This is a genomic window from Nocardia sp. Marseille-Q1738, from assembly GCF_965283145.1.
In genome coordinates, this window is record NZ_CBDIMS010000007.1 from 138,794 (window position 1) to 160,494 (window position 21,701).

At 67.0% G+C, this 21,701-nt stretch carries 25 protein-coding genes and 1 pseudogene; 6 read left to right on the plus strand and 20 right to left on the minus strand.

Annotated elements, in window-relative coordinates; genetic code table 11:
- Positions 1–497 precede the first annotated feature (497 nt).
- Entirely contained in the window at positions 498–1,037 is a 540-nt protein-coding gene (locus tag ACWPXK_RS24035; protein ID WP_454198442.1) for an NUDIX domain-containing protein, read from the minus strand.
- Between the two features lie 4 nt (positions 1,038–1,041).
- Complete coding sequence (locus ACWPXK_RS24040) at positions 1,042–2,277, minus strand: helix-turn-helix domain-containing protein (protein WP_454198443.1); 1,236 nt, start codon at positions 2,275–2,277, stop codon at positions 1,042–1,044.
- 104 nt (positions 2,278–2,381) lie between these two features.
- On the opposite strand from ACWPXK_RS24040, the gene ACWPXK_RS24045 reads away from it, so the two are divergent.
- Complete coding sequence (locus tag ACWPXK_RS24045) at positions 2,382–2,846, plus strand: hypothetical protein (RefSeq protein ID WP_454198444.1); 465 nt, start codon at positions 2,382–2,384, stop codon at positions 2,844–2,846.
- A gap of 115 nt (positions 2,847–2,961) precedes the next feature.
- On the opposite strand, the pseudogene rpsQ reads toward ACWPXK_RS24045, so the two are convergent.
- The 11 genes and pseudogenes from rpsQ to rpsJ form a co-directional block, all read right to left on the minus strand.
- A pseudogene (gene rpsQ / locus ACWPXK_RS24050) lies at positions 2,962–3,210 on the minus strand (30S ribosomal protein S17); the annotation flags it as partial.
- Between the two features lie 20 nt (positions 3,211–3,230).
- Positions 3,231–3,470, minus strand: a complete 240-nt coding sequence (rpmC, locus tag ACWPXK_RS24055) for a 50S ribosomal protein L29 (RefSeq protein WP_067464321.1) — start codon at positions 3,468–3,470, stop codon at positions 3,231–3,233.
- The gene (gene rplP, locus ACWPXK_RS24060; protein WP_067464324.1) at positions 3,470–3,886 is read right to left on the minus strand and encodes a 50S ribosomal protein L16; all 417 of its coding nucleotides are present in this window, start codon (positions 3,884–3,886) and stop codon (positions 3,470–3,472) included. Before rplP ends, rpmC begins: the two co-directional genes overlap by 1 nt.
- A 3-nt stretch (positions 3,887–3,889) precedes the next feature.
- Complete coding sequence (gene rpsC, locus ACWPXK_RS24065; RefSeq protein ID WP_364329914.1) at positions 3,890–4,684, minus strand: 30S ribosomal protein S3; 795 nt, start codon at positions 4,682–4,684, stop codon at positions 3,890–3,892.
- A complete protein-coding gene (gene rplV, locus ACWPXK_RS24070) occupies positions 4,685–5,086 on the minus strand; it encodes a 50S ribosomal protein L22 (protein WP_364329917.1) in 402 nt (133 codons plus the stop codon).
- Positions 5,083–5,364, minus strand: coding sequence for a 30S ribosomal protein S19 (rpsS, locus tag ACWPXK_RS24075; protein WP_195129049.1), 282 nt, complete (start codon positions 5,362–5,364; stop codon positions 5,083–5,085). Before rpsS ends, rplV begins: the two co-directional genes overlap by 4 nt.
- A gap of 15 nt (positions 5,365–5,379) precedes the next feature.
- Complete coding sequence (gene rplB / locus ACWPXK_RS24080; protein ID WP_364329921.1) at positions 5,380–6,216, minus strand: 50S ribosomal protein L2; 837 nt, start codon at positions 6,214–6,216, stop codon at positions 5,380–5,382.
- A gap of 33 nt (positions 6,217–6,249) precedes the next feature.
- A complete protein-coding gene (rplW, locus tag ACWPXK_RS24085) occupies positions 6,250–6,555 on the minus strand; it encodes a 50S ribosomal protein L23 (RefSeq protein ID WP_011207266.1) in 306 nt (101 codons plus the stop codon).
- A complete protein-coding gene (gene rplD, locus ACWPXK_RS24090) occupies positions 6,552–7,226 on the minus strand; it encodes a 50S ribosomal protein L4 (protein ID WP_454198445.1) in 675 nt (224 codons plus the stop codon). The genes rplW and rplD overlap by 4 nt, the downstream gene beginning before the upstream one ends.
- Positions 7,223–7,888 (minus strand): 50S ribosomal protein L3, encoded by a 666-nt coding sequence (gene rplC, locus ACWPXK_RS24095; RefSeq protein ID WP_454198446.1) that lies wholly within the window; start codon positions 7,886–7,888, stop codon positions 7,223–7,225. Before rplC ends, rplD begins: the two co-directional genes overlap by 4 nt.
- A gap of 14 nt (positions 7,889–7,902) precedes the next feature.
- Complete coding sequence (gene rpsJ, locus ACWPXK_RS24100; RefSeq protein WP_003938093.1) at positions 7,903–8,208, minus strand: 30S ribosomal protein S10; 306 nt, start codon at positions 8,206–8,208, stop codon at positions 7,903–7,905.
- 433 nt (positions 8,209–8,641) lie between these two features.
- Between rpsJ and ACWPXK_RS24105 the strand changes: the two genes are divergently transcribed.
- Positions 8,642–9,118, plus strand: coding sequence for a hotdog fold domain-containing protein (locus tag ACWPXK_RS24105; RefSeq protein WP_357730904.1), 477 nt, complete (start codon positions 8,642–8,644; stop codon positions 9,116–9,118).
- A gap of 9 nt (positions 9,119–9,127) precedes the next feature.
- On the opposite strand, the gene ACWPXK_RS24110 is transcribed toward ACWPXK_RS24105, so the two are convergent.
- A complete protein-coding gene (locus ACWPXK_RS24110) occupies positions 9,128–10,063 on the minus strand; it encodes an esterase/lipase family protein (RefSeq protein ID WP_454198447.1) in 936 nt (311 codons plus the stop codon).
- A gap of 16 nt (positions 10,064–10,079) precedes the next feature.
- On the minus strand, positions 10,080–11,084 hold the full coding sequence (locus tag ACWPXK_RS24115; protein ID WP_454198448.1) for an alpha/beta hydrolase: 1,005 nt from the start codon (positions 11,082–11,084) through the stop codon (positions 10,080–10,082).
- A gap of 228 nt (positions 11,085–11,312) precedes the next feature.
- Here ACWPXK_RS24115 and ACWPXK_RS24120 point away from each other — a divergent pair, with 228 nt between their 5' ends.
- Positions 11,313–12,503, plus strand: a complete 1,191-nt coding sequence (locus tag ACWPXK_RS24120; protein WP_454198449.1) for a lycopene cyclase family protein — start codon at positions 11,313–11,315, stop codon at positions 12,501–12,503.
- Here the strand turns inward: ACWPXK_RS24120 and ACWPXK_RS24125 are convergent.
- The 3 genes from ACWPXK_RS24125 to ACWPXK_RS24135 are packed head-to-tail and all read right to left on the minus strand — an operon-like array spanning position 12,473 to position 15,128.
- The gene (locus ACWPXK_RS24125) at positions 12,473–13,327 is read right to left on the minus strand and encodes an ABC transporter permease (protein ID WP_454198450.1); all 855 of its coding nucleotides are present in this window, start codon (positions 13,325–13,327) and stop codon (positions 12,473–12,475) included. The genes ACWPXK_RS24120 and ACWPXK_RS24125 overlap by 31 nt on opposite strands.
- The gene (locus tag ACWPXK_RS24130) at positions 13,324–14,148 is read right to left on the minus strand and encodes an ABC transporter permease (RefSeq protein WP_454198451.1); all 825 of its coding nucleotides are present in this window, start codon (positions 14,146–14,148) and stop codon (positions 13,324–13,326) included. Before ACWPXK_RS24130 ends, ACWPXK_RS24125 begins: the two co-directional genes overlap by 4 nt.
- A complete protein-coding gene (locus ACWPXK_RS24135) occupies positions 14,145–15,128 on the minus strand; it encodes an ATP-binding cassette domain-containing protein (protein ID WP_454198452.1) in 984 nt (327 codons plus the stop codon). The genes ACWPXK_RS24130 and ACWPXK_RS24135 overlap by 4 nt, the downstream gene beginning before the upstream one ends.
- 500 nt (positions 15,129–15,628) lie before the next feature.
- Between ACWPXK_RS24135 and ACWPXK_RS24140 the strand changes: the two genes are divergently transcribed.
- Positions 15,629–17,152, plus strand: coding sequence for an aldehyde dehydrogenase family protein (locus tag ACWPXK_RS24140; protein WP_454198583.1), 1,524 nt, complete (start codon positions 15,629–15,631; stop codon positions 17,150–17,152).
- Positions 17,153–17,163: 11 nt separating this feature from the next.
- Here the strand turns inward: ACWPXK_RS24140 and ACWPXK_RS24145 are convergent, their stop codons facing one another.
- A complete protein-coding gene (locus ACWPXK_RS24145; protein ID WP_454198453.1) occupies positions 17,164–18,402 on the minus strand; it encodes a TetR/AcrR family transcriptional regulator in 1,239 nt (412 codons plus the stop codon).
- A gap of 127 nt (positions 18,403–18,529) precedes the next feature.
- Between ACWPXK_RS24145 and ACWPXK_RS24150 the strand changes: the two genes are divergently transcribed.
- Both ACWPXK_RS24150 and ACWPXK_RS24155 read left to right on the plus strand, forming a co-directional pair.
- Positions 18,530–19,351, plus strand: coding sequence for an enoyl-CoA hydratase (locus ACWPXK_RS24150; protein WP_454198454.1), 822 nt, complete (start codon positions 18,530–18,532; stop codon positions 19,349–19,351).
- A 48-nt stretch (positions 19,352–19,399) separates the two neighbouring features.
- A complete protein-coding gene (locus ACWPXK_RS24155) occupies positions 19,400–20,425 on the plus strand; it encodes an SDR family oxidoreductase (protein ID WP_454198455.1) in 1,026 nt (341 codons plus the stop codon).
- Between the two features lie 138 nt (positions 20,426–20,563).
- On the opposite strand, the gene ACWPXK_RS24160 is transcribed toward ACWPXK_RS24155, so the two are convergent.
- Complete coding sequence (locus ACWPXK_RS24160) at positions 20,564–21,553, minus strand: alpha/beta hydrolase (RefSeq protein WP_454198584.1); 990 nt, start codon at positions 21,551–21,553, stop codon at positions 20,564–20,566.
- Between the last annotated feature and the right edge of the window lie 148 nt (positions 21,554–21,701).

Here is a 21,701-nt window from a genome sequence, read left to right on the forward strand (position 1 = left end):
AGTGACCAGGTCGATGCCCTCCCCGACCACGCGCTCACAACCTATGCGGAGCTACGGTCGTACTCGAAGTCAGCCCGTGGAGCGGCGAGTCGATCAACGGTGCGAATCCAGACGCACCAGTACGCCAGATGACCTTCGGGCCTGATCACGAAGGCCTGGTCACGTACCTCATCGCCTACCGACAACGCGAAGTTCACATACTCGCCGTCCACTGGCTCGGCAGTTCGTAGCGCCTGGCAGGGGCTGCGGCCCCGCACCGGTCGAGTCCACCACGAGTGGCACACGATGGAGAGGCATACTCCTCGGCGTTTGCATCGGCTATGTGCCACTCGACGGAAGGGCGGCCATTCACGCCGGGTCGACACCCGCCCAGAAAGTCCCGGGTTCCTCACACAACGAGCACGAGGGGCACCGAGGACAGCGCCAGTCCAAGCCAAGATGTGGCGATGCCGACTCCGAACTGACCTGATGGTTCCCGCCCCGGCCCGAAGTCCGGGCTACGGCGTGGGGCGATTCATCGCATCCCGAATTTCGTCCTTGCCGATGGGTCCGCCCAGGTCAAAGGACTCTCCGTCGCCGCCAAATACCAGTCGACCATGCTCGAGGTACAGAGTCTGGCTTCTCAAATAGGCTGCATGTGCCTGTTTCAGGCGTCGAGCGAGCCTCGGGATGACACAGCCATCGAGGTTATCGACCGCAACCCATTCCCACCTGTCGAGTTCTGCCGCCTGAAGCGTGATCGCTGCCTCGTCAACAAGTTCACCGCAGTCGAATACATAGAGAATCTTGTCACCTTCGGTTTCACTGGGAGCCCAGTCGTGAACAAGCAATCGCTGCGGCGGACAGTCGATTCCAAGTTCTTCCAACACTTCACGGTGGCACGCCGCGGCGGGCGCCTCGCCAGGCTCCACGTATCCGCCAGGGATGTCCCACCCACTGCCATATGTCTTGTGCACTAACAGCACCTCGCCGTCACGGACGAATAGGGCTCCAGCCGCAAGCCTTGCTCGCGCAATTCGATTATCGGCATCGTTCATTGGTTTACCTCGCGATCCGCATTCGTTGGGCAAGAGACTGCAACGCAAGTGATGGGCTGCCGTGATTGCTTCGCATCCACGTCAGCACGAGCTGTCTACTCAAGTAATGGTGCCGGACCTGTTCTGGCGCAATCTGTTCGGCTTCGAGCACGGCGGTGATCGAGTCCTTTTGACGTCCTGCGAGATTGAAAGCGCGGGCGAGCTCGAGTTGGTGGCGGATTCGGCGCTCCGCAGGTAATGCTGACGTGTCCACAGTAGGACCGATGCTCAGGGCAACCTGCACATCCCCGAGTTCCATTGCTGTATTGACCCGGTGGATTGCGACGTTGGTCGGTCCGAATGCGGTCCACAGGCAGTTGCGGTCCCCGCCAATGCGGGCTGCGGTCTGGTCGGCTTCGAGCAGGAAGTCTTGAACGATGTTTCGGCGATTGTTGCGGGCTGCGGCCATCGCTCCGACAAGTAGCAGGGTCCCGTACACCGACAGCACGTCTGCGCGGCCGCTGCCGAGATGTGGCTGTAGGAAGGACACCCCGACTTCGACGAGGTCGAGGGAGGGCTGCAGACGACCTGTCGACATCAGAGTGAAAGCCACCGATCGCATCAAGGATCCGATGATCGCTGGGTCACCGGTGTGTTGTGCGGCGCCGAGCCCACGCTCCGCCGCGTTCCATGCGAGGTCAGTCTCGCCCAACTTGGTCAAGACTGAGGCTGCGGCTTGATATCCCAACGCAAGTACGCGATAGCCGGTCACATCGGAGCTGCTCTGAACCATGGAAAGCGCCGCCGACAACAGCGCAGGCAATCGCCCGGCCGCAGCACCGAACCTCGATGCCTGGTATGCGCCGAATACCTCGCTGAGCTCGCGTTCGAGTTCGTTCAGTTCAAGAGATTCGTGGCCTCGAGCTGCTGGAAGCAGCGCCGGTATCAGGTGGCTGTAGTCCATCAACGCGGCGCGGAGGGCCGGAACAGTGGAAGTCCCGCTGTCAGGAGTCCAGTCAAGCAACGTTGGCTCACCGATCAGATCGCCGAGCGAGACGTCTAGCGCGTCGGCTAGCAGACGAATCACCGACAACCGGTCCAAAGGGATCCGGTTGTTCTCAACCTTGCTCATCCAGTCTTCGGTGCGGCCGACTAATCCGGCGAGGACGTCCTGAGGCATGCCGCGTCGCCGACGGTACCAAGCCACCCGTTCACCAATGGTGAGGTCTTGCGTCATTCCACGCACCAGATGATCTTCCACCTCCCTTGGCTGGGACCCCGGAAGGAAATTCCGGGGTTCGGACCGGACTAGGGATCACGCTACTTCCCGACCGACAACGACAGTGCCGGATGGGGTGGATCATCGTGAGCATCGAAGAAGTCAGCACCGTGGCCGACTGGGTGGATTTCTACCGTCGACAGTTTCATCTGCCCGCGCAGGAGCGCGGCGGCTATGTGATGTTGCCGGTAACGAGCACCGTGGGGATCGTGCACATGCCGAAGCTAGTCGCCCAACAAGTCTCGGATGCACTGCGCGAACAAGGAAATGCAGGCCCGCTACTTGCCCGGCAGATTCGCTGGACGTTCGTCGCAGCTGTGGACTACAGCCCCGGCTACCAGATACTGGATCTCTTGTCCCGCAACGACATCTGCGTACCCATAGTCGGCAGCGCATTGATGATCCCGACCAGCCTCGGGCGATACACCCGCGAAGGAGCCTATTGGGTCAACACTCCCGAACGCGATCGGCGCTTGCCCCTTCTGTCGACTGTCATCACAACCGCGCTCGCGCGGTCACAGGCAACGAGCACAAGAGACCCTCGCAAGTAAGCGACCAGCTCTGGTCTACCGCGACTGCGCGGTACACACCCGCAAATCGGCAAGGGCCCGCCTTCCGAAAGGAAAGCAGGCCCTTGTTCGTCGACTTGTCAGCCGCGGAGCAGGCTTACTTCGCCTTCTCCAGGACCTCGACCAACCGCCAGCGCTTGGTGGCCGACAGCGGACGGGTTTCCATCAGCTGGACGCGGTCGCCGATGCCGGCGATCTCGTTCTCGTCGTGCGCCTTCACCTTGGAGGTGGTGCGGATGATCTTGCCGTAGAGCGGGTGCCGGTTACGGTCTTCCAGCTCGACGACGATCGTCTTGTTCATCTTGTCGGAGACAACGTAACCGACACGCACCTTGCGGGTGCCGCGCTGCCCTTCTACTTTGTCGCTCATGCGGCGTCTCCCTTGCCAGCGGGTCCGGTGGCCAGACCGAGCTCACGCTCACGCATGACCGTGTAGATGCGCGCGATCTCGTGACGGACGACGCGCAGACGACGGTTGTTGTCCAGCTGACCCGTCGCCATCTGGAAGCGCAGGTTGAACAGCTCTTCCTTGGATTCGCGCAGCTTGGCCACCAACTCATCTTCGGTGAGCTCGCGGAGCTCTGCGGCCGGTGTTCCGGTAGCCATCAGAACTGCTCCTCCCTGGTGACGATCCTGCACTTCATCGGGAGCTTGTGCATCGCGCGGCGCAGGGCCTCACGAGCGGTCTCCTCATTCGGGTAGCTCATCTCGAACATGACCCGGCCGGGCTTCACGTTCGCGACCCACCACTCCGGCGAGCCCTTACCCGAACCCATGCGGGTCTCGGCGGGCTTCTTGGTCAGCGGACGATCCGGGTAGATGTTGATCCAGATCTTGCCGCCACGGCGGATGTGGCGAGTCATCGCGATACGCGCCGACTCGATCTGCCGGTTGGTGACGTAGGCAGGCTCCAGCGCCTGGATGCCGTACTCGCCGAACGCCACCGAGGTGCCGCCCTTGGCCATGCCGGAACGGCCCGGGTGATGCTGCTTGCGGTGCTTCACCTTACGAGGCATCAGCATGCGTCAGCCCTCCTGTGTCTCTGCCGGAGCATCGGCCACCGCGGTGGCGGCGCGCCCGGCCTCGGTGCTGGTCGCCGTGGTGCCGGAGGAACCGGACCGACGCGGGCGGCTCGGCCGCTCCCGGCGCGGACGCTCGGGCGCGGCGGCAGCGGCGGCCAGCTCACGCTTACCACCGACGATGTCGCCCTTGTAGATCCAGACCTTCACGCCGATGCGACCGAAGGTGGTCTTGGCCTCGTAGAGGCCGTAGTCGATGTCGGCGCGCAGCGTGTGCAGCGGCACCCGACCCTCGCGGTAGAACTCCGAGCGCGACATTTCCGCGCCACCGAGGCGGCCCGAGCACTGCACACGGATGCCCTTGACGTTCGGCGAACGCATGGCCGACTGGATGGCCTTGCGCATCGCGCGACGGAACGCCACACGGTTGGACAGCTGCTCGGCGACGGCCTGCGCCACCAGCTGCGCATCCGACTCGGGGTTCTTGACCTCGAGGATGTTCAGCTGCACCTGCTTGCCGGTGAGCTTCTCCAGCTCGGCGCGGATGCGGTCGGCCTCGGCGCCGCGGCGGCCGATCACGATGCCGGGACGCGCGGTGTGGATGTCCACCCGAACACGGTCACGGGTGCGCTCGATCTCGACCTTCGAGATGCCCGCCCGCTCCATGCCGGTGGCCAGCAGCTTGCGGATCGCGACGTCTTCCTTCACGTAGTCCGCGTACTGCTTGTCCGCGTACCAACGCGACTTCCAGTCGGTGGTGATACCGAGGCGGAAGCCGTGGGGGTTGATTTTCTGTCCCATTTACTTTGCCCCTCCCTTCCGGCGGTTACGAGTGGATCCACCGGCGGTGGGGATGCTCTCGACCTCGATGGTGATGTGGCTGGTGCGCTTGCGGATGCGGAACGCACGGCCCTGGGCACGGGGCTGGAACCGCTTCATGGTGGCGCCCTCGTCGACGTAGGCCGTCGAGATGACCAGTGTGGCCGGGTTCAGGCCGAGGTTGTTCTCGGCGTTGGCCGCGGCGCTGGCGACGACCTTGGCGACCGGCTCGCTCGCGGCCTGGGGCGCGAACTTCAGCAGGGCGAGGGCGTCCTCGACGCGCTTGCCGCGGACCATGTCCACGACACGGCGTGCCTTCATCGGGGTCACGCGAACGTACTTGGCGGTCGCGCGCGCAGTCGGGTTCTGAGTCTCAGTCGTCATCGCCGCTTGCTCTTCCGGTCTTCCTTGACGTGGCTCTTGAACGTCCTGGTCGGCGCGAACTCACCGAGCTTGTGCCCGACCATGGACTCCGAGACGAACACCGGCACGTGCTTGCGGCCGTCGTGGACGGCGAAGGTGTGCCCGATGAAATCGGGGATGATGGTCGAACGACGCGACCAGGTCTTGATGACCTGCTTGGTGTTCTTCTCGTTCTGCACGTCCACCTTCTTCAGGAGGTGGTCGTCGACAAACGGGCCTTTCTTGAGGCTGCGTGGCATTTCTTACCTCCTCCTTCAGCGCTTCTTGCCGGTCTTGCGACGGCGGACGATGAGCTTGTCGCTCGGACGGTTGGGCTTGCGGGTGCGGCCTTCCGGCTGACCCCACGGCGAGACCGGGTGGCGACCACCGGAGGTCTTGCCCTCACCACCACCATGCGGGTGGTCGACCGGGTTCATGACGACACCACGGACCGTGGGGCGGCGACCCTTCCAGCGCATGCGGCCGGCCTTGCCCCAGTTGATGTTCGACTGCTCGGCGTTGCCGACCTCGCCGACGGTGGCGCGGCAGCGCACGTCGACGCGGCGGATCTCACCGGAGGGCATACGCAGCGTGGCGTAGGGGCCTTCCTTACCCAGCAGCTGGATGCTCATACCAGCGGAACGGGCCAGCTTGGCGCCGCCGCCGGGACGCAGCTCCACCGCGTGGATGGTGGTACCGGTCGGGATGTTGCGCAGCGGCAAGTTGTTGCCCGGCTTGATGTCGGCGGTCGGGCCGGACTCGATGCGGGTGCCCTGCGTCACGCCCTTGGGAGCGATGATGTAGCGCTTCTCGCCGTCCACGTAGTGCAGCAGCGCGATGTTCGCGGTCCGGTTCGGGTCGTACTCGATGTGCGCGACCTTGGCCGGGATGCCGTCCTTGTCCAGGCGACGGAAGTCGATCAGACGGTAGGCACGCTTGTGACCGCCACCGCGGTGGCGGGTGGTGATCCGGCCGTGGGCGTTGCGGCCGCCGGACTTGGACAGCGGGCGCAGCAGCGACTTCTCCGGGGTCGACCGGGTGATCTCGGCGAAGTCCGAGACGCTGGCGCCACGACGGCCCGGCGTTGTCGGCTTGTACTTACGGATTGCCATGAGTTCTTCTCTGCTTTCTGGAATCCCAGGCGCTTACGCGACCGGGCCTCCGAAGATCTCGATGGGCTTGCTGTCGGCCGAGATGGTCACGAGCGCGCGCTTGGTGTTCTTGCGCTTGCCGTAACCGAAGCGGGTCCGCTTGCGCTTGCCCTGACGGTTGGCGGTGTTGACGCTGGTCACCTTCACACCGAAGACCTTCTCCACGGCGATCTTGATCTGCGTCTTGTTGGAGTCCGGGTGCACCAGGAAGGTGTAGGTGCCTTCCTCGATCAGCCCGTAGGACTTCTCGGAGATGACCGGCGCCAGCAGAATGTCGCGGGGGTCGGCGATGGTGGTCACTTGCTCTCCTCCTGTGCAGCCTCGGCCGGGCCGTGCACGAACGCGTTGAGCGCCTCGACGCTGAACACCACGTCGTCGCTGTTGAGCACGTCGCGGGTGTTGAGCTGGTCCGGAGCGATCGGGTGCACGTTCTGCAGGTTCGCCAGGCTCTTCCACGCGGCGACGTCCTCGCGGCCGACCACCACCAGGAACTTCTTGCGATCCGACAGCTCGGCCAGGAAGGTCTTGGCGGTCTTGGTGGACGGGGTCTGGCCGGCCACCAGTTCGGTGATCACGTGGATGCGCTCGTTGCGGGCCCGGTCGGACAGGGCGCCACGCAGAGCGGCGGCCTTCATCTTCTTGGGCAGGCGCTGGCTGTAGTCGCGCGGCTGCGGGCCGTGCACGGTGCCACCGCCGGTGAACTGCGGCGCGCGGGTCGAACCCTGGCGGGCGCGACCGGTGCCCTTCTGCCGGTACGGCTTCTTGCCGCCACCGCGCACCTCGCCACGGGTCTTGGTCGCGTGGGTGCCCTGGCGAGCCGCGGCCTCCTGGGCCACGACGACCTGGTGCATCAGCGCGATGTTGGCGGTCACGTCGAAGATCTCCGCGGGGAGCTCGACGGTGCCGTTGGTCTTGCCGCCGATCTCCTTGACCGGCAGCGTGAGGTTGGCCTTCTTCTCGAGGCTGGTCATGCGTGCGCACCACCCTTCACGGCGCTCTTGACGATCACGACGCCGCCCTTGCGACCCGGGATCGCTCCCTTGATCAGCAGCAGACCGTTCTCGGCGTCCACCTTGTGCACCGAAAGGTTCTGCGTGGTGACCCGGTCGTTACCCATCCGGCCCGACATGCGCATGCCCTTGAACACGCGGCCGGGGGTGGCGCAGCCACCGATCGAACCCGGGCGGCGGTGCACCGCCTGCGCACCGTGCGAGGCGCCCTGACCACGGAAGCCGTGGCGCTTCATGGTGCCGGCGAAGCCCTTGCCCTTGCTGGTGCCGGTGACGTCGACGTAGCTGCCCTCTTCGAACACGTCGGCGTTGATCTCCTGGCCGACCTCGAAGGTGGAGGGGTCCGCGACGCGGATCTCGGCGACGTGGCGGCGGGGAGTGACACCGGCCTTGGCGAACTGACCGGAGACCGGCTTGTTCACCTTGCGCGGGTCGATGGCGCCGAACGCGACCTGGACGGCGCTGTAGCCGTCGCGCTCCACGGTGCGGATCTGGGTGACGACGTTCGGCCCCGCCTTGATGACGGTCACGGGAACGACGCGGTTCTTGTCGTCGAAGACCTGGGTCATACCGAGCTTGGTGCCCAGGATGCCGGCGGCAGGCCTGTTCTTGTTGTCAGTCATTTCTCGAGTCCCCGTCACTGAATGTTGACGTCGACGCTGGCCGGCAGGTCGATGCGCATGAGCGCGTCCACCGTCTTCGGCGTCGGGTCGAGGATGTCGATAAGGCGCTTGTGCGTACGCATCTCGAAGTGCTCGCGCGAGTCCTTGTACTTGTGCGGCGAACGGATGACGCAGTACACGTTCTTCTCGGTGGGCAACGGCACCGGGCCGACGACGCGTGCCCCGGTGCGGGTCACCGTCTCCACGATCTTGCGCGCCGATGCGTCGATCGCCTCGTGGTCATAGGCCTTGAGCCTGATGCGGATCTTTTGTCCCGCCACGCTAAGTGTCCTTTTCTCCGCTTTCCTTCGTGATCCGGAAGCTGGCTAGCCAGCCATCTGGACCACCCTCAATTTGCACAGCCCGAACACACGAAGACGTCTCAGTGGAGACCGCGACCGGGCATGCCCGATCCTCGCCGCTGTTCATCTGTCATGGTTCTCCGGTCCACGCGGTCGGGCGTGTCGCCCGTCCGCTCATTCCTCGGCTCTGGATCGCAAAGCATCTCAGGCCTGGAACACTGTCCCGGACGTACCCACGCCAGAAACCCGGCGAGGTACACGATGGGGTACTGCTCGCCCTGCCCGACCACCCGTTTCACGAGGAAACGGACACGGCCCGGTGCAAGGCAACCCGAACAGTATGCCCGACGCCCTGCCGACACTTCAAATCAGGTGCGCACGGCGAACTTACTTGCGAGTAAGATACGGGCCCATGACGAACGAGACCGCGACCTATCGCGGCTGGAAGAAGCTGCCGGACAACCGGCTGGGGCACGCCCTGTTCTCGCTGGGGATGGTGGCTCGGGTGCCCTACTTCGGCACGGTGCTGCCGAACGTGGTCCGGCTGGAACCGGGGCTGTGCGAGGTGACCTCGCCGAAATGGTTCGGCATCCACAACCATCTGGGCACGTTTCATGCCATCGCGGCGTGCAACTTGGCCGAGGTCGCGATGGGCATGCTGAGCGAGGCGACCGTTCCCGCGACACACCGGTGGATTCCGAAGGCGATGAACGTGCAGTACCTCGCCAAGGCGGAGACCGGTCTGCGCGCGGTCGCGAAGCTGGCCGAGGTGCCCGACTTCGCGACCTTCACCGAAGGCCGCGAACTGGTGGTGCCGGTGTCGATCTACGACAAGCACGGCCTGGAGGTCGTGCACGCCGACATCACCACCTGGGTGACACCCAAATAGGGCAACCACTCAGCACGGCAAGGGGCGGGCGTCGGCCGCGAGTGCCGAGAGAACGGCCTCGGCGGTACGCGGGTCGGAAAGCAATCCGCTGTGGTTCGCGGTGTTGCCGGGGCAGCCGTCCTGGAGCCAGACATTGCGGTCGCCCTCGGCGGGGGCGGCGAGCAGGGCGGTGTCCTGCGGCGTGATCACTTCGTCGGCGCGGGAGGCGATGGCCGTGTACCGGAGACCGGGCACGGTCTCGCCTCCCGCGTTCAGCCGGTTCAGCAGCGGTGACCCGACCACCTGCTGCTGTCCCGGAGTTCCGTAGACCTGGGCGGCGATCTGCGTGTTGCCCAGGCCCAGCGAGGCCAGGTCTGGATAGGTGCCGCGCAACCCGGCCCACGTCGAACCGCGATACGGCGTTCCCATGGTCACCACCTGCGACACCGCGTCCGCGCCGCGGGCTCGCAGGTATTGCCGGATCACGGTGCCGCCGGTGGAATGCCCGACCAGCGCCACCCGGCTCGCCCCGGTCGTGTTCCGTACCGCTTCCACGACATCGGCGAGTTCCGCGGCCATCCGATCGATGTCGGCCACGCCGTAGACCACCCGCCCCAGCAACGCGGCGCCGATCGGCCCCATACCGGTCGAGCCGGAACCGGTCTGGCCACTCACCGCGTCGACAACGGCCGGCGCCGCACCGAGATTCGCGGCGAACACACAGTGCCCCTCGGCCCGCAACGCGGGCGCGAGCAAGAGGAAACTGCGGACGGCATCGGTGCCCGACCCGTGCAAGAGCACCACCGGCTCGGGCCGCGCCTGCGTGGGACGGCAGGACCAATCGTTGGCGCCGTCCAGCGGTGGCAGCTGCGGCACGGCGAGCGCGTTCGGCATGTGCAGCACGGCCGTACAGGCAGCGGCGACCAGCAGACCGGCGATCCGCGCGGCGTACGAGCGAATAGTCATCTCGAAGTCCCGGGGATCAGATTCCCAGTGGGGCGGCCAGCGTCGGCCACGAGTCCTTCAGCGCGTCCTCCCAGTAGCCCCAGGTATGGGTGCCTTCCGGCCGGAAGTTGTATCGCGCGGGAATTCCCAGGCTGTCCAACCGGGCCTTCATATTCTGCGAGCAATAATTGGCCGCTGCCTCGATGACCCCGCCGAGCACGATTTGATTCGAGAAACCCCATGCGCCGGGCAGCGAATACTTTCCGCCGTACACGTCGTAGACACCGGGAAGCCCATTTCCGCTGGAGATGTAGATCGATTTTCCGCGCAGCCCCTCCGCTTGTACGTAGGGATCGTTGGCTCGCCACTGCGGGTCGTCCGCGGGACCCCACATGTTGTCCATCTCCGCCCATCCCCACTCCTCGACGGTGAGCCGGATGAACTCGCGACCCACCGGATCGCTGGTCTGCGCGCACCCGCTGTAGGCCGCGACGCTGGAGAACAGGTCACCGGTGGTCGCGGCGAGGGCGAGTGTCGTGGTACCCGACATCGAGAAACCCGCGACCGCGTTGCGTCCGCTGGTCCCGAGATACGCGTTGATCAGCGGCGGCAATTCGCTGCTCAGGAACGTCTTCCATTTCTGGCGCCCGAGCCTCGGGTCGTCCTTCTGCCAGTCCGCGTAGTAGCTGAACATCCCGCCGATCGGCGTCACCGCGTGCACGTTCTTGTCCGAGAGGAATTGCATCGCATCGGTTTTCGTGGCCCAGGTGGAGCCATCGCTGCCGCCCCCCGCACCGAGCAGCAGGTACAGCACCGGACGCGGCACACTGGTATCCGCGGCGCGCTGCACTTCGACCGGAATGTCGAGATCCATGGCGGCGGAATGCACCGTCAAGGTCAGACTGCGAGCGCTGTGCTCCTGCACGGAAACGACAGAAGACTCCGCGGGTGCCGCGTTCGCCTGCGCCGGTACGACCGCCGACGCGGCCGCGCCGACGGTGGCGGCGCACAGCACGAGCCGGCGGAGGTGGCTTCCTCTCATGATGCCCCTTATCCAGAATCCCGGAACGCATCGCGTTCCGAGGTCAGGCTATGCTGCGCCGCAAGGCATTTCATGACTGAAGTTGCTGGGCCACTGATTCTGGGGGCACGCGCGAAATGGAATTCGCACCGAGACCCGTTTGTGGCGGATATCGCGAGACCCGAATTACTTGGGCTCGCGTGATCGGAATAGTTGCGCTCGCGTCGGCCCAGCGGATTGAATGCCCCTATGGGTGTCAGCGCGGTCCGGGAAGTCGATGTGTGCGTGGTCGGACTCGGCCCGGCCGGGCGGGCACTCGCCCACCGCGCACTGCGGTCCGGACTGTCGGTGACCGCGATCGATCCACGTCCCGACCGCTTATGGCCGCCGACCTTCTCCTGCTGGGTGGACGAATTGCCGGATTGGCTGCCGTCGGCCGCCATCGCGACCACGATCCCGGCGCCCACGGTCTGGACGAAAACCGAGCATCGCATCGATCGGCCCTACTGCGTGCTGTCCAAACCCGGTCTGCGCGCGGCGCTCCCGCTCGACGATGCCACCGTCGTCGCGGGCCGGGCCACCCGGGTGGATGCGCATGAGGTGGAACTCGCCGACGGTACCGTGCATACCGCCACAGCGGTGTTCGACACCCGCGGGCTGCCCACCCTCGGACGTCGCAGGGCGGCGAGCGCGCACGGTATTTTCGTCGACGCCGAGACCGCCGCGCCGATGGTCTCCGATGGCGAGGGTTTGCTGCTGGACTGGCGGCCGGAGAACGGCGCGGGCCCCGACGAGCCGCCGTCGTTCCTCTACGCGGTGCCGGTCGGCGACGGCACGGTGATCTTCGAGGAGACCAGTCTCGGGCTGCGCGGCGGCATGCCGCAGCACGAACTGCGCAAGCGCACGCTCAACCGCCTCGCCGCGCACGGCATCCGGCTCACCGGCGCCGAACCGAGCGAGGCGGCGCACTATCCGCTCGACCAGCCACCGCCGCGAAAAGGCGAGGCCAGGGCGATTCCGTTCGGTTCGCGCGGCGGCATGATGCACCCGTGCACCGGCTACAGCGTGGCCGACTCACTGGCGCTGGCCGACACCGCGATCACCGCGCTGCGCCAGGGCCGCGATCCGATCGCCGCACTGTGGCCGCCACGCGCTCGACTGGTGTATTGGATGCGGATGCGTGGACTCTACGGCCTGGGCAGGCTCACCACCGAACAGTCCATTGCCATGTTCGACGCCTTCTTCAGCGCCTCCCCGCGCGGCCAGCGCGCCCTGCTGTCCGCGCACGACGACTACTCCGCCCTCGGCGCCGTGCTGTTCAACACGGTCGCGCACACCTGGCCGTTCCGCTGGCGCTACGACCTGGTCGGTTGGACCAACCGGAATCGCTGGCTGGACTACGACTTCGATCAGGCGCCGGTCTCGGCCGCGCGCCGGTAGCCGCGGATCGCGGGATAGGCGAACACCGCGATCAGCCCGATCACCCAGGCGACTGTCTTCAGCAGCGGTTCGGCCACCGGGCCGCCGTAGGACAGGCCCTTCATCGCGTCGATGGCGCAGCTCATCGGCTGGTTGCCGACGACGTCTTGCAGCCACGTCGGGTAGACGAACGTCGGGACGAATCCGGAGTTGAAGAACATCAGCAAGGTGCTGATCAGGCCGATGGTGTTCACCAGCATCACACCCTCCGACATCGTCGCCACCGCGGTGACCAGCACCGCGAACGCCACACCGAACAGCACCGGAATGCCGATCAGCGCCAGCGCCGCCAGCGGTCCCTGATCGAAGCGGAAGCCGATGGTGAAGCCGACGGCGATCACGAACAGCGTGGTGACCAGCACCCGGATCGCCTCGGCGAGCAGGCGGCCGGTCAATCCGGCCGCGCGATGGACCGGCATGGTCCAGAACCGGCCGAGCAGTCCGGTGAGCTTCTCCACCTTGAAGCCGAGCGCGCTGACCACCGCGCCGGACATGGCCGCGACGAGCGTGATCATCGGAACGGTTCCGTAGACGCTCGGCTGGCCGGTGGCCAGGGTGATCGAGTCGCCGAGCACGATGCGGAACATGAGCAGGGTGAGTGCCGGATACAGCAGCGTCTGGATCGTCGTCGCCGGATCGCGCGCCCACACCCGCAGCAGTCGCTTGCATTGGACCAGACTGTGCGTGGCCCAGTTGCGGACCGAACCCTCCGGGCGCGGCGCCACCTCCGGCAGCGCCGACGGGCCGATCCGCTCGGGCGTCATGGTCGTCTCCACAGAACTCATGACCGCCTCACACTCGCCCAGATCGCCAACGGAACGAACGCCGCCGCGAGCCCGATCACCCACACCAGCGGCACCCACAACACCTGCCAGGTCACGCCGTCCGCCGCCATATCGCGCAGGGCGAAGGAGAACTGGGAGATCGGCTGGTTGCGCACGAAGGGACGAATCCACTCCGGGAAGCTGCGTTCGGGCACGAAGCCGCAGGAGAGCATGCCGAAGATCAGCGTCGGCAGGGTCAGGGCCTGGCTCAGCGATTCCGGGCTCTTGGTCAGACTGCCGAGCGCGTCGGCGCCGATCGCCAGCACCGTGCCGATGGCGAGGGAGAAGACGCAGAACAGCACCGCTTGGCCGAAACCAGCGACGAAGCGGAATCCGATGATGTGCCCGAAGAGCACCGCCGCGGCGAGGGAGGTGACCGACCGGACCAGCCCGGCGCTGATGCGCGCGGAGAACGGCACCAGCGTGCCGATCGGCATGGTCTGCAATCGGGTGCTCAACCCGGTCATCGCCTCGAACGCGGCCACCTGCGCGTTCGACATCATCGTGAAGGCCATGGTCTGCAGCACGATGATCGGCATGACGTACTGCGCGTAGTCGACGCCCTGGAACTTCATCACGTAGCGCAGCGGCAGGTAGAAGCCGACGGTGAAGACCAGCGGCGTGACCACCGCGGCGATCAGCTCGCCTTTGGTGGCCATGGTGCGGACGATGCGGCCGGTCAGCGCGCGCCACTGCGCGAAGGCCGACGGCCGCGCCACGGGCAGGTCGCCGAACAGCGTCGCCGCAGCCGGTGGGGTTTCCGGGGCGGTCGCAGCGGTCACGCGTGACCGCCCGAGTGTCCGGTGATGGACAGGAACACGTCGTCGAGCGAGGGGCGGCGCAACGCGATGTCGGCCAACTCCACACCCGCGCTGTCCAGCCTGCGCAGCGCCTCGGTCAGCGTCACCGCGCCCTCGGGCGCCGGGATGGACAGCCGATCGCCGCCGTCCAGATCTGCCATGACCGCGGGCGGCACCAGGTCACCGAGCGCGTACGCGGCGGTGCGCAGCCTGGTCGGATCCAGCGGGACCACTTCGCAGTAGCTGCCGCCGGTCTTCTCCTTGAGTTCGTCGGCGGTGCCCTCGGCGATCACCGTGCCCTTGTCGATCACGATGATGTTGTCGCTGAGCACGTCGGCTTCCTCGAGGTACTGCGTGGTGAGCAGCACCGTGATGCCCTGCGTCTTCAGCGCGGTCACCAGATCCCAGACGCCCTGGCGGCTGCGCGGGTCGAGGCCGGTGGTCGGCTCGTCGAGGAACACCACCTCGGGACGCACGACCAAGCCGCAGGCGATGTCCACCCGGCGGCGCATGCCACCCGAGTAGTTGCGCACCGCACGGCGGCCCGCGCTCACCAGATCGAATTCCTCGAGCAACGTGTCGGCGCGCTTGCGTGCCGCGGACTTGCCCAGGCCCATCAGCCTGCCGAACAGCTCCAGGTTCTCCCGGCCGGAGAGGTTCTCGTCCAGCGCCGCATACTGCCCGGTCATCATGATCGACCGGCGCACACCCGCCGGGTCCTTCAGCACGTCGTGCCCGGCGACCACGGCGGTGCCGGAGTCCGGCCGCAAAAGGGTGGCGAGGACCTTCACCATGGTCGTCTTGCCCGCGCCGTTGGGGCCGAGGATGCCAAGGACGGAGGCGCGTTCGGCGACGAAGCTGATGCCCTGCAGTGCATGCACGTCGCCGAATGACTTGCGGACGTCCACTACCCGGACCGCTGGCTCACCCGCACGCGAATCTGCTTGGTTGGAACTCGGCATCAACTCTCCACTATCGGCCGGTGCGGCGACGAGGTCGCCCGAGCGCATGGTGCGCTCGGATTGGTGATCCGTCGCGCTCGGCGTGATGTTACCGGCCCGCTCGCCGCGGCTTTCGCCTCGCGGCCGGTCCGTTGGGGGCGCAGCCGGACGTAGTCTGTCCACAGCCCGCGCCGGGGCCGAGCGAAGGCTGAGGCAGCCGCGTAAAACGCGCTGTCGGACGTATTACGTCCTCGGCCTGCGCCGGGCCGAGCGAAGGCGAGGCAGCCGCCCAGTGCGGCGCGCATCAATTGTGTCCTTACTCACATTTCCGGCTCCCAATCCGCCGCGCAAGGGATCGATGCTGGTGAGGACGATCCGGGGCGTTCAGGTGGTGGCGGCCGAGCCTTGTCGGGCCGCCGTGCCTGCCCATAGTCTGCTTTGTGGGGGACCACACTCACTCGTCCGCGGCTGTGCCCCGCTGAGCGGTCCGCACGCTGGTTTCGACACTGCGAGAGGTGATCATGGCCGAGTCCGCGCAGCCATGGGTGGCGGCGCGTCCGGGAGGAACGGGCCGAACGAACGTGCTCACGTCCTACGATCCGCGCACCGGCGAGGTGGTGGGCAACTACGCCGTGATGGGCACCGGCGAACTCAACCGCGCCGTGCGCACTGCCCGCGCCGCCGAAAAGTGGTGGGCGGAGCTGGGATTCAGCACTCGCAAGCGCTGGCTGCTGGATTGGAAGCGCGATATCGCCCGGCGCTCGGGCGAATTGGTCGCCCTGCTGTGCGAAGAAACCGGAAAGCCGGAGGTGGACGCCGCGATCGAGGTGATGCTCGCGGTGGAGAACCTGGATTGGGCCGCGCGCAACGCCGCCCGCGCGCTGGACCGGCGGCGCATCGGTTCCAGCTGGCTCAGCCGCAATCAGCGGGCCTCGGTCGGCTACCTGCCGCTCGGCGTGGTCGGGGTGCTGGGTCCGTGGAACAATCCGGTGTTCACCCCGCTGGGTTCGATCGCCTACGCGATGGCGGCGGGCAACGCGGTGGTGTTCAAGCCGCATGAGCTGACCACCGGCGTCGGAGTGTGGCTGGCGGACAGTTGGGCTCGGCTGGCGCCGAATCAACCGGTGTTGCAAGTGGTTACCGGCGACAGCGCGACCGGCACGGCGCTGTGCCGGGCCAAGGTCGACAAGATCGCCTACGCCGGCCCGGAGGCGGGCGCCCGCGAGGTGATCGCGGCGTGCGCGCAGACCATGACGCCGGTCGTCGTCGAGCGCAGCGGCAAGGGCAGCATGGTCGTGCACGTGGACGCGAAGCTCGACGACGCCGCCGAGGCCGCGGTGTTCGGCGCGATGGCCAACGCAGGGCAGAACGCCACCGGTATCCAGCGGGCCTACGTCGCCCAGTCGGTCTACGACCGCTTTCTGGAACTGGTCGTGGACCAGGCCCGTAAGCTGCGGCCGGGCGCGGACCGGAAGGCGTCCTACGGCCCGATGATCATGGAGTCACAGGTCGAGGTGGTGCGCAGGCAGGTGCGCGACGCGGTGGCCCGCGGCGGCCGCGCGGTGGTCGGCGGGCTCGACTCGATCCGCGAGCCCTACATCGAGCCGATCGTGCTGGCCGAGGTGCCGGAGGAGAGCAGCGCCATCACCGGCGAGGGCATCGGCCCGGTGCTCATCGTGAACAAGGTGGCGAGCATGGATGACGCCGCCGAACGGATCAACGCGGTCGGCACCGACGTCGCGGTGTCGGTGTTCACCCGGGACGTGCACGAGATCGAGGCCTTCGCCGAGCGGCTGCGGGTCGGCGTGGTGACGATCAACTCCTCCACCGCCTACGCGGGCATCCCGGCGTTGCCCTTCGGCGGCGTGGGCGAGTACGGGCAAGGCCACAGCCACGGCGACCAGGGCCTGCGCGAGTTCAGCCGGACGCTGGCCATCGCGCGGAAGCGATACCAGGCGCCGGTGAACCTGTCCACGTTCGACCGCCACCCGCGGCATCTGCGGCTGGCCAGAACGATCTTCCGGATCCGGCACGCACGCACCTGAGCGGCGCAGGCTCAGCCGAGCAGCACCGCGTCCATCAGCGCCGTGACGCGCGCGAGTTGCGCTGGGCGGGAATCGAATCGGATCAGCCTGCCCACATCGATCACCTGGCCGATGGCGGCGTGCACGCGGAAACGCGCTTCCACCGGGTCTCCGTCGAGCAGGTTGGCCCACTCCAGCACGTTCTGCCGCTGGATGGCGCGCAGCTTGTGCTGTTCGGACTGCGGCAGGTTGCTGAATTCGGCGTAGTAGACCGGCATGATCTCCGGCATGGCGAAGCTGAGCTTGGCGTAGCGGTCGGCCAGGCGCCGCGCCGCGTCCTCCCGGCTGGTCGCCTCGGCCAGCGCCTCGGTGATCGCGATGGCCAGCCGGTCGCCGGTGCGGTAGAAAGCCGCGGCGAGCAAGTCGGACTTGCTCGCGAAGTACCGGTACACGCTGGAGGCGTTGATCCCCACGGCGGCGCCGATCTCCTCGATGCTCGCCTCGTGGTAGCCCTGCCTGCCGAAGATCCGGATCGCCTCGGTGAGCAGCTGTTCCCGCTTCGAGGTCACCGGGATGCCGCGCACGGGCTGGGCCGGGTCCGGTTCGGCCGGCGCGGCGGGCAGTTCGGTGCGCAGGACGGCCCAGGCCATCTCGTGCAGGAGAGGGAGCAGTCTGGCACTCGACAGCGCGGTGCGGTGCGCGGCGATACTCGCGATCGCGCTCAGCACGCCCGCGGCCAGCATCGCCACGTCCGCGGGCGGCGCGGCGGGCCGCAGCAGCGCGATCGGCGCGGCGAGCGTGTTGTTCAGGTCGTCGTAGATCTTCTTGATCCGAACGCGGTCGGCACGTTCGAGATAGCGCCGTTCCCAGCGGTAGAGCCCGGCCTCGCGGCGGATCTCGATGGTGTGCTCGCTGATCGCGCGGATCAGGGCGTCCAAGCGCTGCGCGGCGTCGAGCCGTACGTCGTCGGCGGCCTGGGCGACGGTCAGCAGATGCCGTGCGCCCTCCTCGGCGGCGGCGACCAACAGCGCGTACTTGTTCGTGAAATGCCGGTACAGCGCGGGACCGGAGATCCCGACCTCGGCCGCGATCTCGTCCACACCCACCGGGTAGTACCCGCGTTCGCTGAACGCTCGCGCGGCAGCCCGGATGATCTGGACCTTGCGGTCCTTCGGGCGGCGCCGCACCTGCGGTGCGCGTTCCGCACCCGCCCTGCTTCCCGGGTCGGGCCGCGCGGGAGCGAGACCGATCTCGCTGCGATCCGCGACCATGCACCTCTCCGTTCTCCGGCGGCGCTGGTTGACAGCGCCCGACAATGGAACCTAAGTTAACCACAATTCGCAAAGTTAACCATTATTCATGGCCCGGTATCTGCCGAATTCCAGCGTAGGAGCAAACATGAGCAACACCGATTCCGTGGATGCCGCCGACGTGCCGACGGCATCCACGGGGTTCACGGCGGTCAAGGACGGCAAGGTGCTCCGGGTCACGATCACCAAGCCGAAGCGCAAGAACGCCATCGACTACGACACGATGGTCGCGCTCGGAGACACCTTCCACGCCGCGGCCGAGGACCGCGCGGTGCGCGTGATCGTCTTGACCGGCGAGGGCGGCGACTTCTGCACCGGCGCCGACCTGTCGGCGAGCGCGGACGAAGCACGCCGCGGCATCACCTCGGACATGGTGATGGACGCGGCGAACCGGCTGGTGCGCGCGATCGTCGACGCGCCGGTCCCGGTGATCGCGCGCATCCGGGGCGCCGCGGCGGGCGTCGGCGTCGGCATCGCGCTGGCCGCCGACCTGGTCTATGCCAGCGAGGATTCCTACCTGCTGTTGGCTTTCATCAACATCGGCTTGATGCCCGACGGCGGTGCGGCCGCGCTGGTCGCCGCGGCGGCCGGCCGACCGCTTGCCGCGCGTATGGCGCTGCTCGGCGAGCGGCTGCCCGCTCCTGCCGCGAGGGCCGCCGGATTGTTCACGGCGGTCGTCCCCGATAACGAACTCGACGACGCAGTCGCGCAGGCCGTCACGAAGATCGCCGCGGGGCCGCGCCGCGCGCTGGAACTCACCAAGCAAGCACTGAACCAGGCCACGCTGACCTCGCTGGACGCGGCGCTGGACGCCGAAAAGGCCGGGCAGACCGAGTTGTTGCGGTCCCCGGATTTCGCCGAGGGCGCCACGGCGATGCTCACCAAGCGCAAGCCCGTCTTCGCCGACTGATCGGGCCGCCGCGACGGACCCGGCGACAGGCGACTATGTTCATCGGCTATGACTTACCTGGTTACCGGGGCAACTGGGTTCATCGGTCGGTTCCTCATCCCCGAGCTCCTGAAACGCGAGGGTGACATCCATGTACTGGTCCGGCCGGGTGACGCCGCGGCCGACCGGTTCGCCTGCTGTGCGCAGGAATGGGCGGGCGGCGACCGCGTCCGCTTGGTGCGCGGCGATCTCGGTGCCCCCGGGCTCGGCATCGACCCGGCCTGGCTGACGCGGCATCGCGGCGGCATCGAGCACGTCTTCCACCTCGCCGCCGGCTACGACCTGACCGAGCGTGGCGGGGGAACCAGGCATCTGGTCGACGTCGCCGAGGAGCTGAACGCCGATCTGCTGCACCATGTCTCGACCGTGGAGGTGGCCGGGTCCAGCGAAGGCCTGTTCACCGAGGACATGTTCGACCACGGTCAGTCGCTGGCCACGCCGATGCAGCGGGCCGAATTCGAGGCCGAGCGGATCGTGCGGGAATCCTCCCTACGCTGGCGCATCTATCGTCCATCGATCGTGATCGGCCATTCCAGGACCGGTGAGATCGATCGCATCGACGGGCCGTACTACTTCTTCCGGCTGCTGCGGATGGGCGCGCAACTGCCCAGGCTCCTGCCCGTGCTGGTGCCCAAGCTGGGCGAGACGAACATGGTCCCGGTCGATTTCGTCGCGCGTGCCCTGGACCACATCGCGCACCGGCCCGGCTCGGACAAGACGACATACCACTTGGTCGACCCGCGCAGGCAGAGTGCGGTCGAGGCACTGAACCTGTTCGCCGACGAGGCGGGCGCACCGCACTTGGTGGAGGTGATGCCCAAACGCACCCTCGACATGATGTTGCGCGTCCCCGGCGCCAACTGGCTGCTGTCCCGCGTCGGCGTCCCGCTGGATGTTTTGGAGCACAGCGAATTCACCTGCTGGTTCGACTGCCGCCACACCAGCGCGGCGCTCGCGGGCAGCGACATCAAGGTGCCGCCGCTGGACGCCTACGCGCCGCGGATCTGGAAGTACTGGATCGAGAACTGGGTCTGATACCCGCATCCACCTAGCACCGAGGCCACTGGTGAAGTGCACCAAGGGGAATCGCGAAAAGCCGACCGCCTGGTTGCCCCAGGGGGCAACCAGGCGGTCGGTGAAGTTCAGCCGGGCGATCCGGATCGGGTCAGCGGCTCAGATGCCGAGGCCCCTCGCGAGCACCGGCCAGGAGAGCAGGAACTCGTCGCGCCAGTAACCCCACGAGTGGGTGCCCGAGTTGCGGAAGTTGTACGTGGCCGGGATACCCAGCTGTTCCAGCTTGTTCTTCAGGTTGTTCGTGCAGTAGTTGGTGCCTGCCTCGATCACGCCGCCGATGATGATCTGGTTGGCCAGACCGTACGGGCCGGGAAGGGCGTACTGGCCGTTGAGCGTGTCGTGCTGGCCGGGCAGGCCGTTGCCGGTGGAGATGTAGAGATCGAGCCCGCGCAGCCCCTCGGCGTGCACGTACGGGTCGTTGGCCACCCACTCCGGCCCGCCCTGGGGACCCCACATGTTTTCGGTGTCGCCGCCGCCCCAGGTCTCCACGGTCAGCTTCACGAACTCCGAGCCGACCGGGTCACTGGTCTGCGCGCAGCCGCTGTAGGCCGCGGCGGCCTTGTACAGGCCCGGCTTGGCGATCGGCAGCGCGAGCACCGTGGTGCCCGAGGTGGACAGGCCCGCGATGGCGTTCACGCCGTTGGTGCCGAGCGCGCCGTCGACCAGCGGGGGCAGCTCCTCGGTGAAGAAGGTCTTCCACTTGTTGCGGCCGAGCACCGGATCGTCCTTGATCCAGTCGGTGTAGTAGCTCCACTTGCCGCCGATCGGCTGGACCACGTTGACGTTCTTGTCCGACAGGAACTGCAGCGCGTCGGTCTTCGCCTGCCACGAGGCGTCGTCCTCGCCGCCACCCGCGCCGTTGAGCAGGTACAGCGTGGGACGCGGCACGGACGCGTCGGCCGGGCGCTGGACGTCGACGATGATCTTCTCGTCCATCGCCGCCGAGTACACGTACAGCCGGATGCTGCGCGAGTCCTTGTACTCGGCCTTGGTGATACGCGAACCGTCCGGGGCGACCGGGTTGCCCAGCAGGGTCTTGGAATCGATGATCGGGTCAGCTGTCGCACTGGACGCGCCGAGACCGGTCATCACTCCCGCGAGCACTGCCGTTGCCGCGATCGCTGCCGCGGCACGCAGGCCGCCGCGCCGGGTCTGTCGACGTATCAATTTCGCACCTTCGCTTCGTCTCGAGATTCGCTCTGCATGCCCCACGCGCCGGGGTGGATGCCCTGGACAC

Excerpts from the sequence above, each read along its gene's own strand:
- ACWPXK_RS24035 (WP_454198442.1), bottom strand. The coding sequence starts at position 1,037 with ATGAACGATGCCGATAATCGAATTGCGCGAGCAAGGCTTGCGGCTGGA.
- rpmC (WP_067464321.1), bottom strand. The coding sequence starts at position 3,470 with ATGGCTACCGGAACACCGGCCGCAGAGCTCCGCGAGCTCACCGAAGAT.
- rplP (WP_067464324.1), bottom strand. The coding sequence starts at position 3,886 with ATGCTGATGCCTCGTAAGGTGAAGCACCGCAAGCAGCATCACCCGGGC.
- rpsC (WP_364329914.1), bottom strand. The coding sequence starts at position 4,684 with ATGGGACAGAAAATCAACCCCCACGGCTTCCGCCTCGGTATCACCACC.
- rplV (WP_364329917.1), bottom strand. The coding sequence starts at position 5,086 with ATGACGACTGAGACTCAGAACCCGACTGCGCGCGCGACCGCCAAGTAC.
- rpsS (WP_195129049.1), bottom strand. The coding sequence starts at position 5,364 with ATGCCACGCAGCCTCAAGAAAGGCCCGTTTGTCGACGACCACCTCCTG.
- rplB (WP_364329921.1), bottom strand. The coding sequence starts at position 6,216 with ATGGCAATCCGTAAGTACAAGCCGACAACGCCGGGCCGTCGTGGCGCC.
- rplD (WP_454198445.1), bottom strand. The coding sequence starts at position 7,226 with ATGACCAGCCTCGAGAAGAAGGCCAACCTCACGCTGCCGGTCAAGGAG.
- rplC (WP_454198446.1), bottom strand. The coding sequence starts at position 7,888 with ATGACTGACAACAAGAACAGGCCTGCCGCCGGCATCCTGGGCACCAAG.
- ACWPXK_RS24105 (WP_357730904.1), top strand. The coding sequence starts at position 8,642 with ATGACGAACGAGACCGCGACCTATCGCGGCTGGAAGAAGCTGCCGGAC.
- ACWPXK_RS24110 (WP_454198447.1), bottom strand. The coding sequence starts at position 10,063 with ATGACTATTCGCTCGTACGCCGCGCGGATCGCCGGTCTGCTGGTCGCC.
- ACWPXK_RS24115 (WP_454198448.1), bottom strand. The coding sequence starts at position 11,084 with ATGAGAGGAAGCCACCTCCGCCGGCTCGTGCTGTGCGCCGCCACCGTC.
- ACWPXK_RS24120 (WP_454198449.1), top strand. The coding sequence starts at position 11,313 with ATGGGTGTCAGCGCGGTCCGGGAAGTCGATGTGTGCGTGGTCGGACTC.
- ACWPXK_RS24125 (WP_454198450.1), bottom strand. The coding sequence starts at position 13,327 with ATGAGTTCTGTGGAGACGACCATGACGCCCGAGCGGATCGGCCCGTCG.
- ACWPXK_RS24135 (WP_454198452.1), bottom strand. The coding sequence starts at position 15,128 with ATGCCGAGTTCCAACCAAGCAGATTCGCGTGCGGGTGAGCCAGCGGTC.
- ACWPXK_RS24140 (WP_454198583.1), top strand. The coding sequence starts at position 15,629 with ATGGCCGAGTCCGCGCAGCCATGGGTGGCGGCGCGTCCGGGAGGAACG.
- ACWPXK_RS24145 (WP_454198453.1), bottom strand. The coding sequence starts at position 18,402 with ATGGTCGCGGATCGCAGCGAGATCGGTCTCGCTCCCGCGCGGCCCGAC.
- ACWPXK_RS24150 (WP_454198454.1), top strand. The coding sequence starts at position 18,530 with ATGAGCAACACCGATTCCGTGGATGCCGCCGACGTGCCGACGGCATCC.
- ACWPXK_RS24155 (WP_454198455.1), top strand. The coding sequence starts at position 19,400 with ATGACTTACCTGGTTACCGGGGCAACTGGGTTCATCGGTCGGTTCCTC.
- ACWPXK_RS24160 (WP_454198584.1), bottom strand. The coding sequence starts at position 21,553 with ATGACCGGTCTCGGCGCGTCCAGTGCGACAGCTGACCCGATCATCGAT.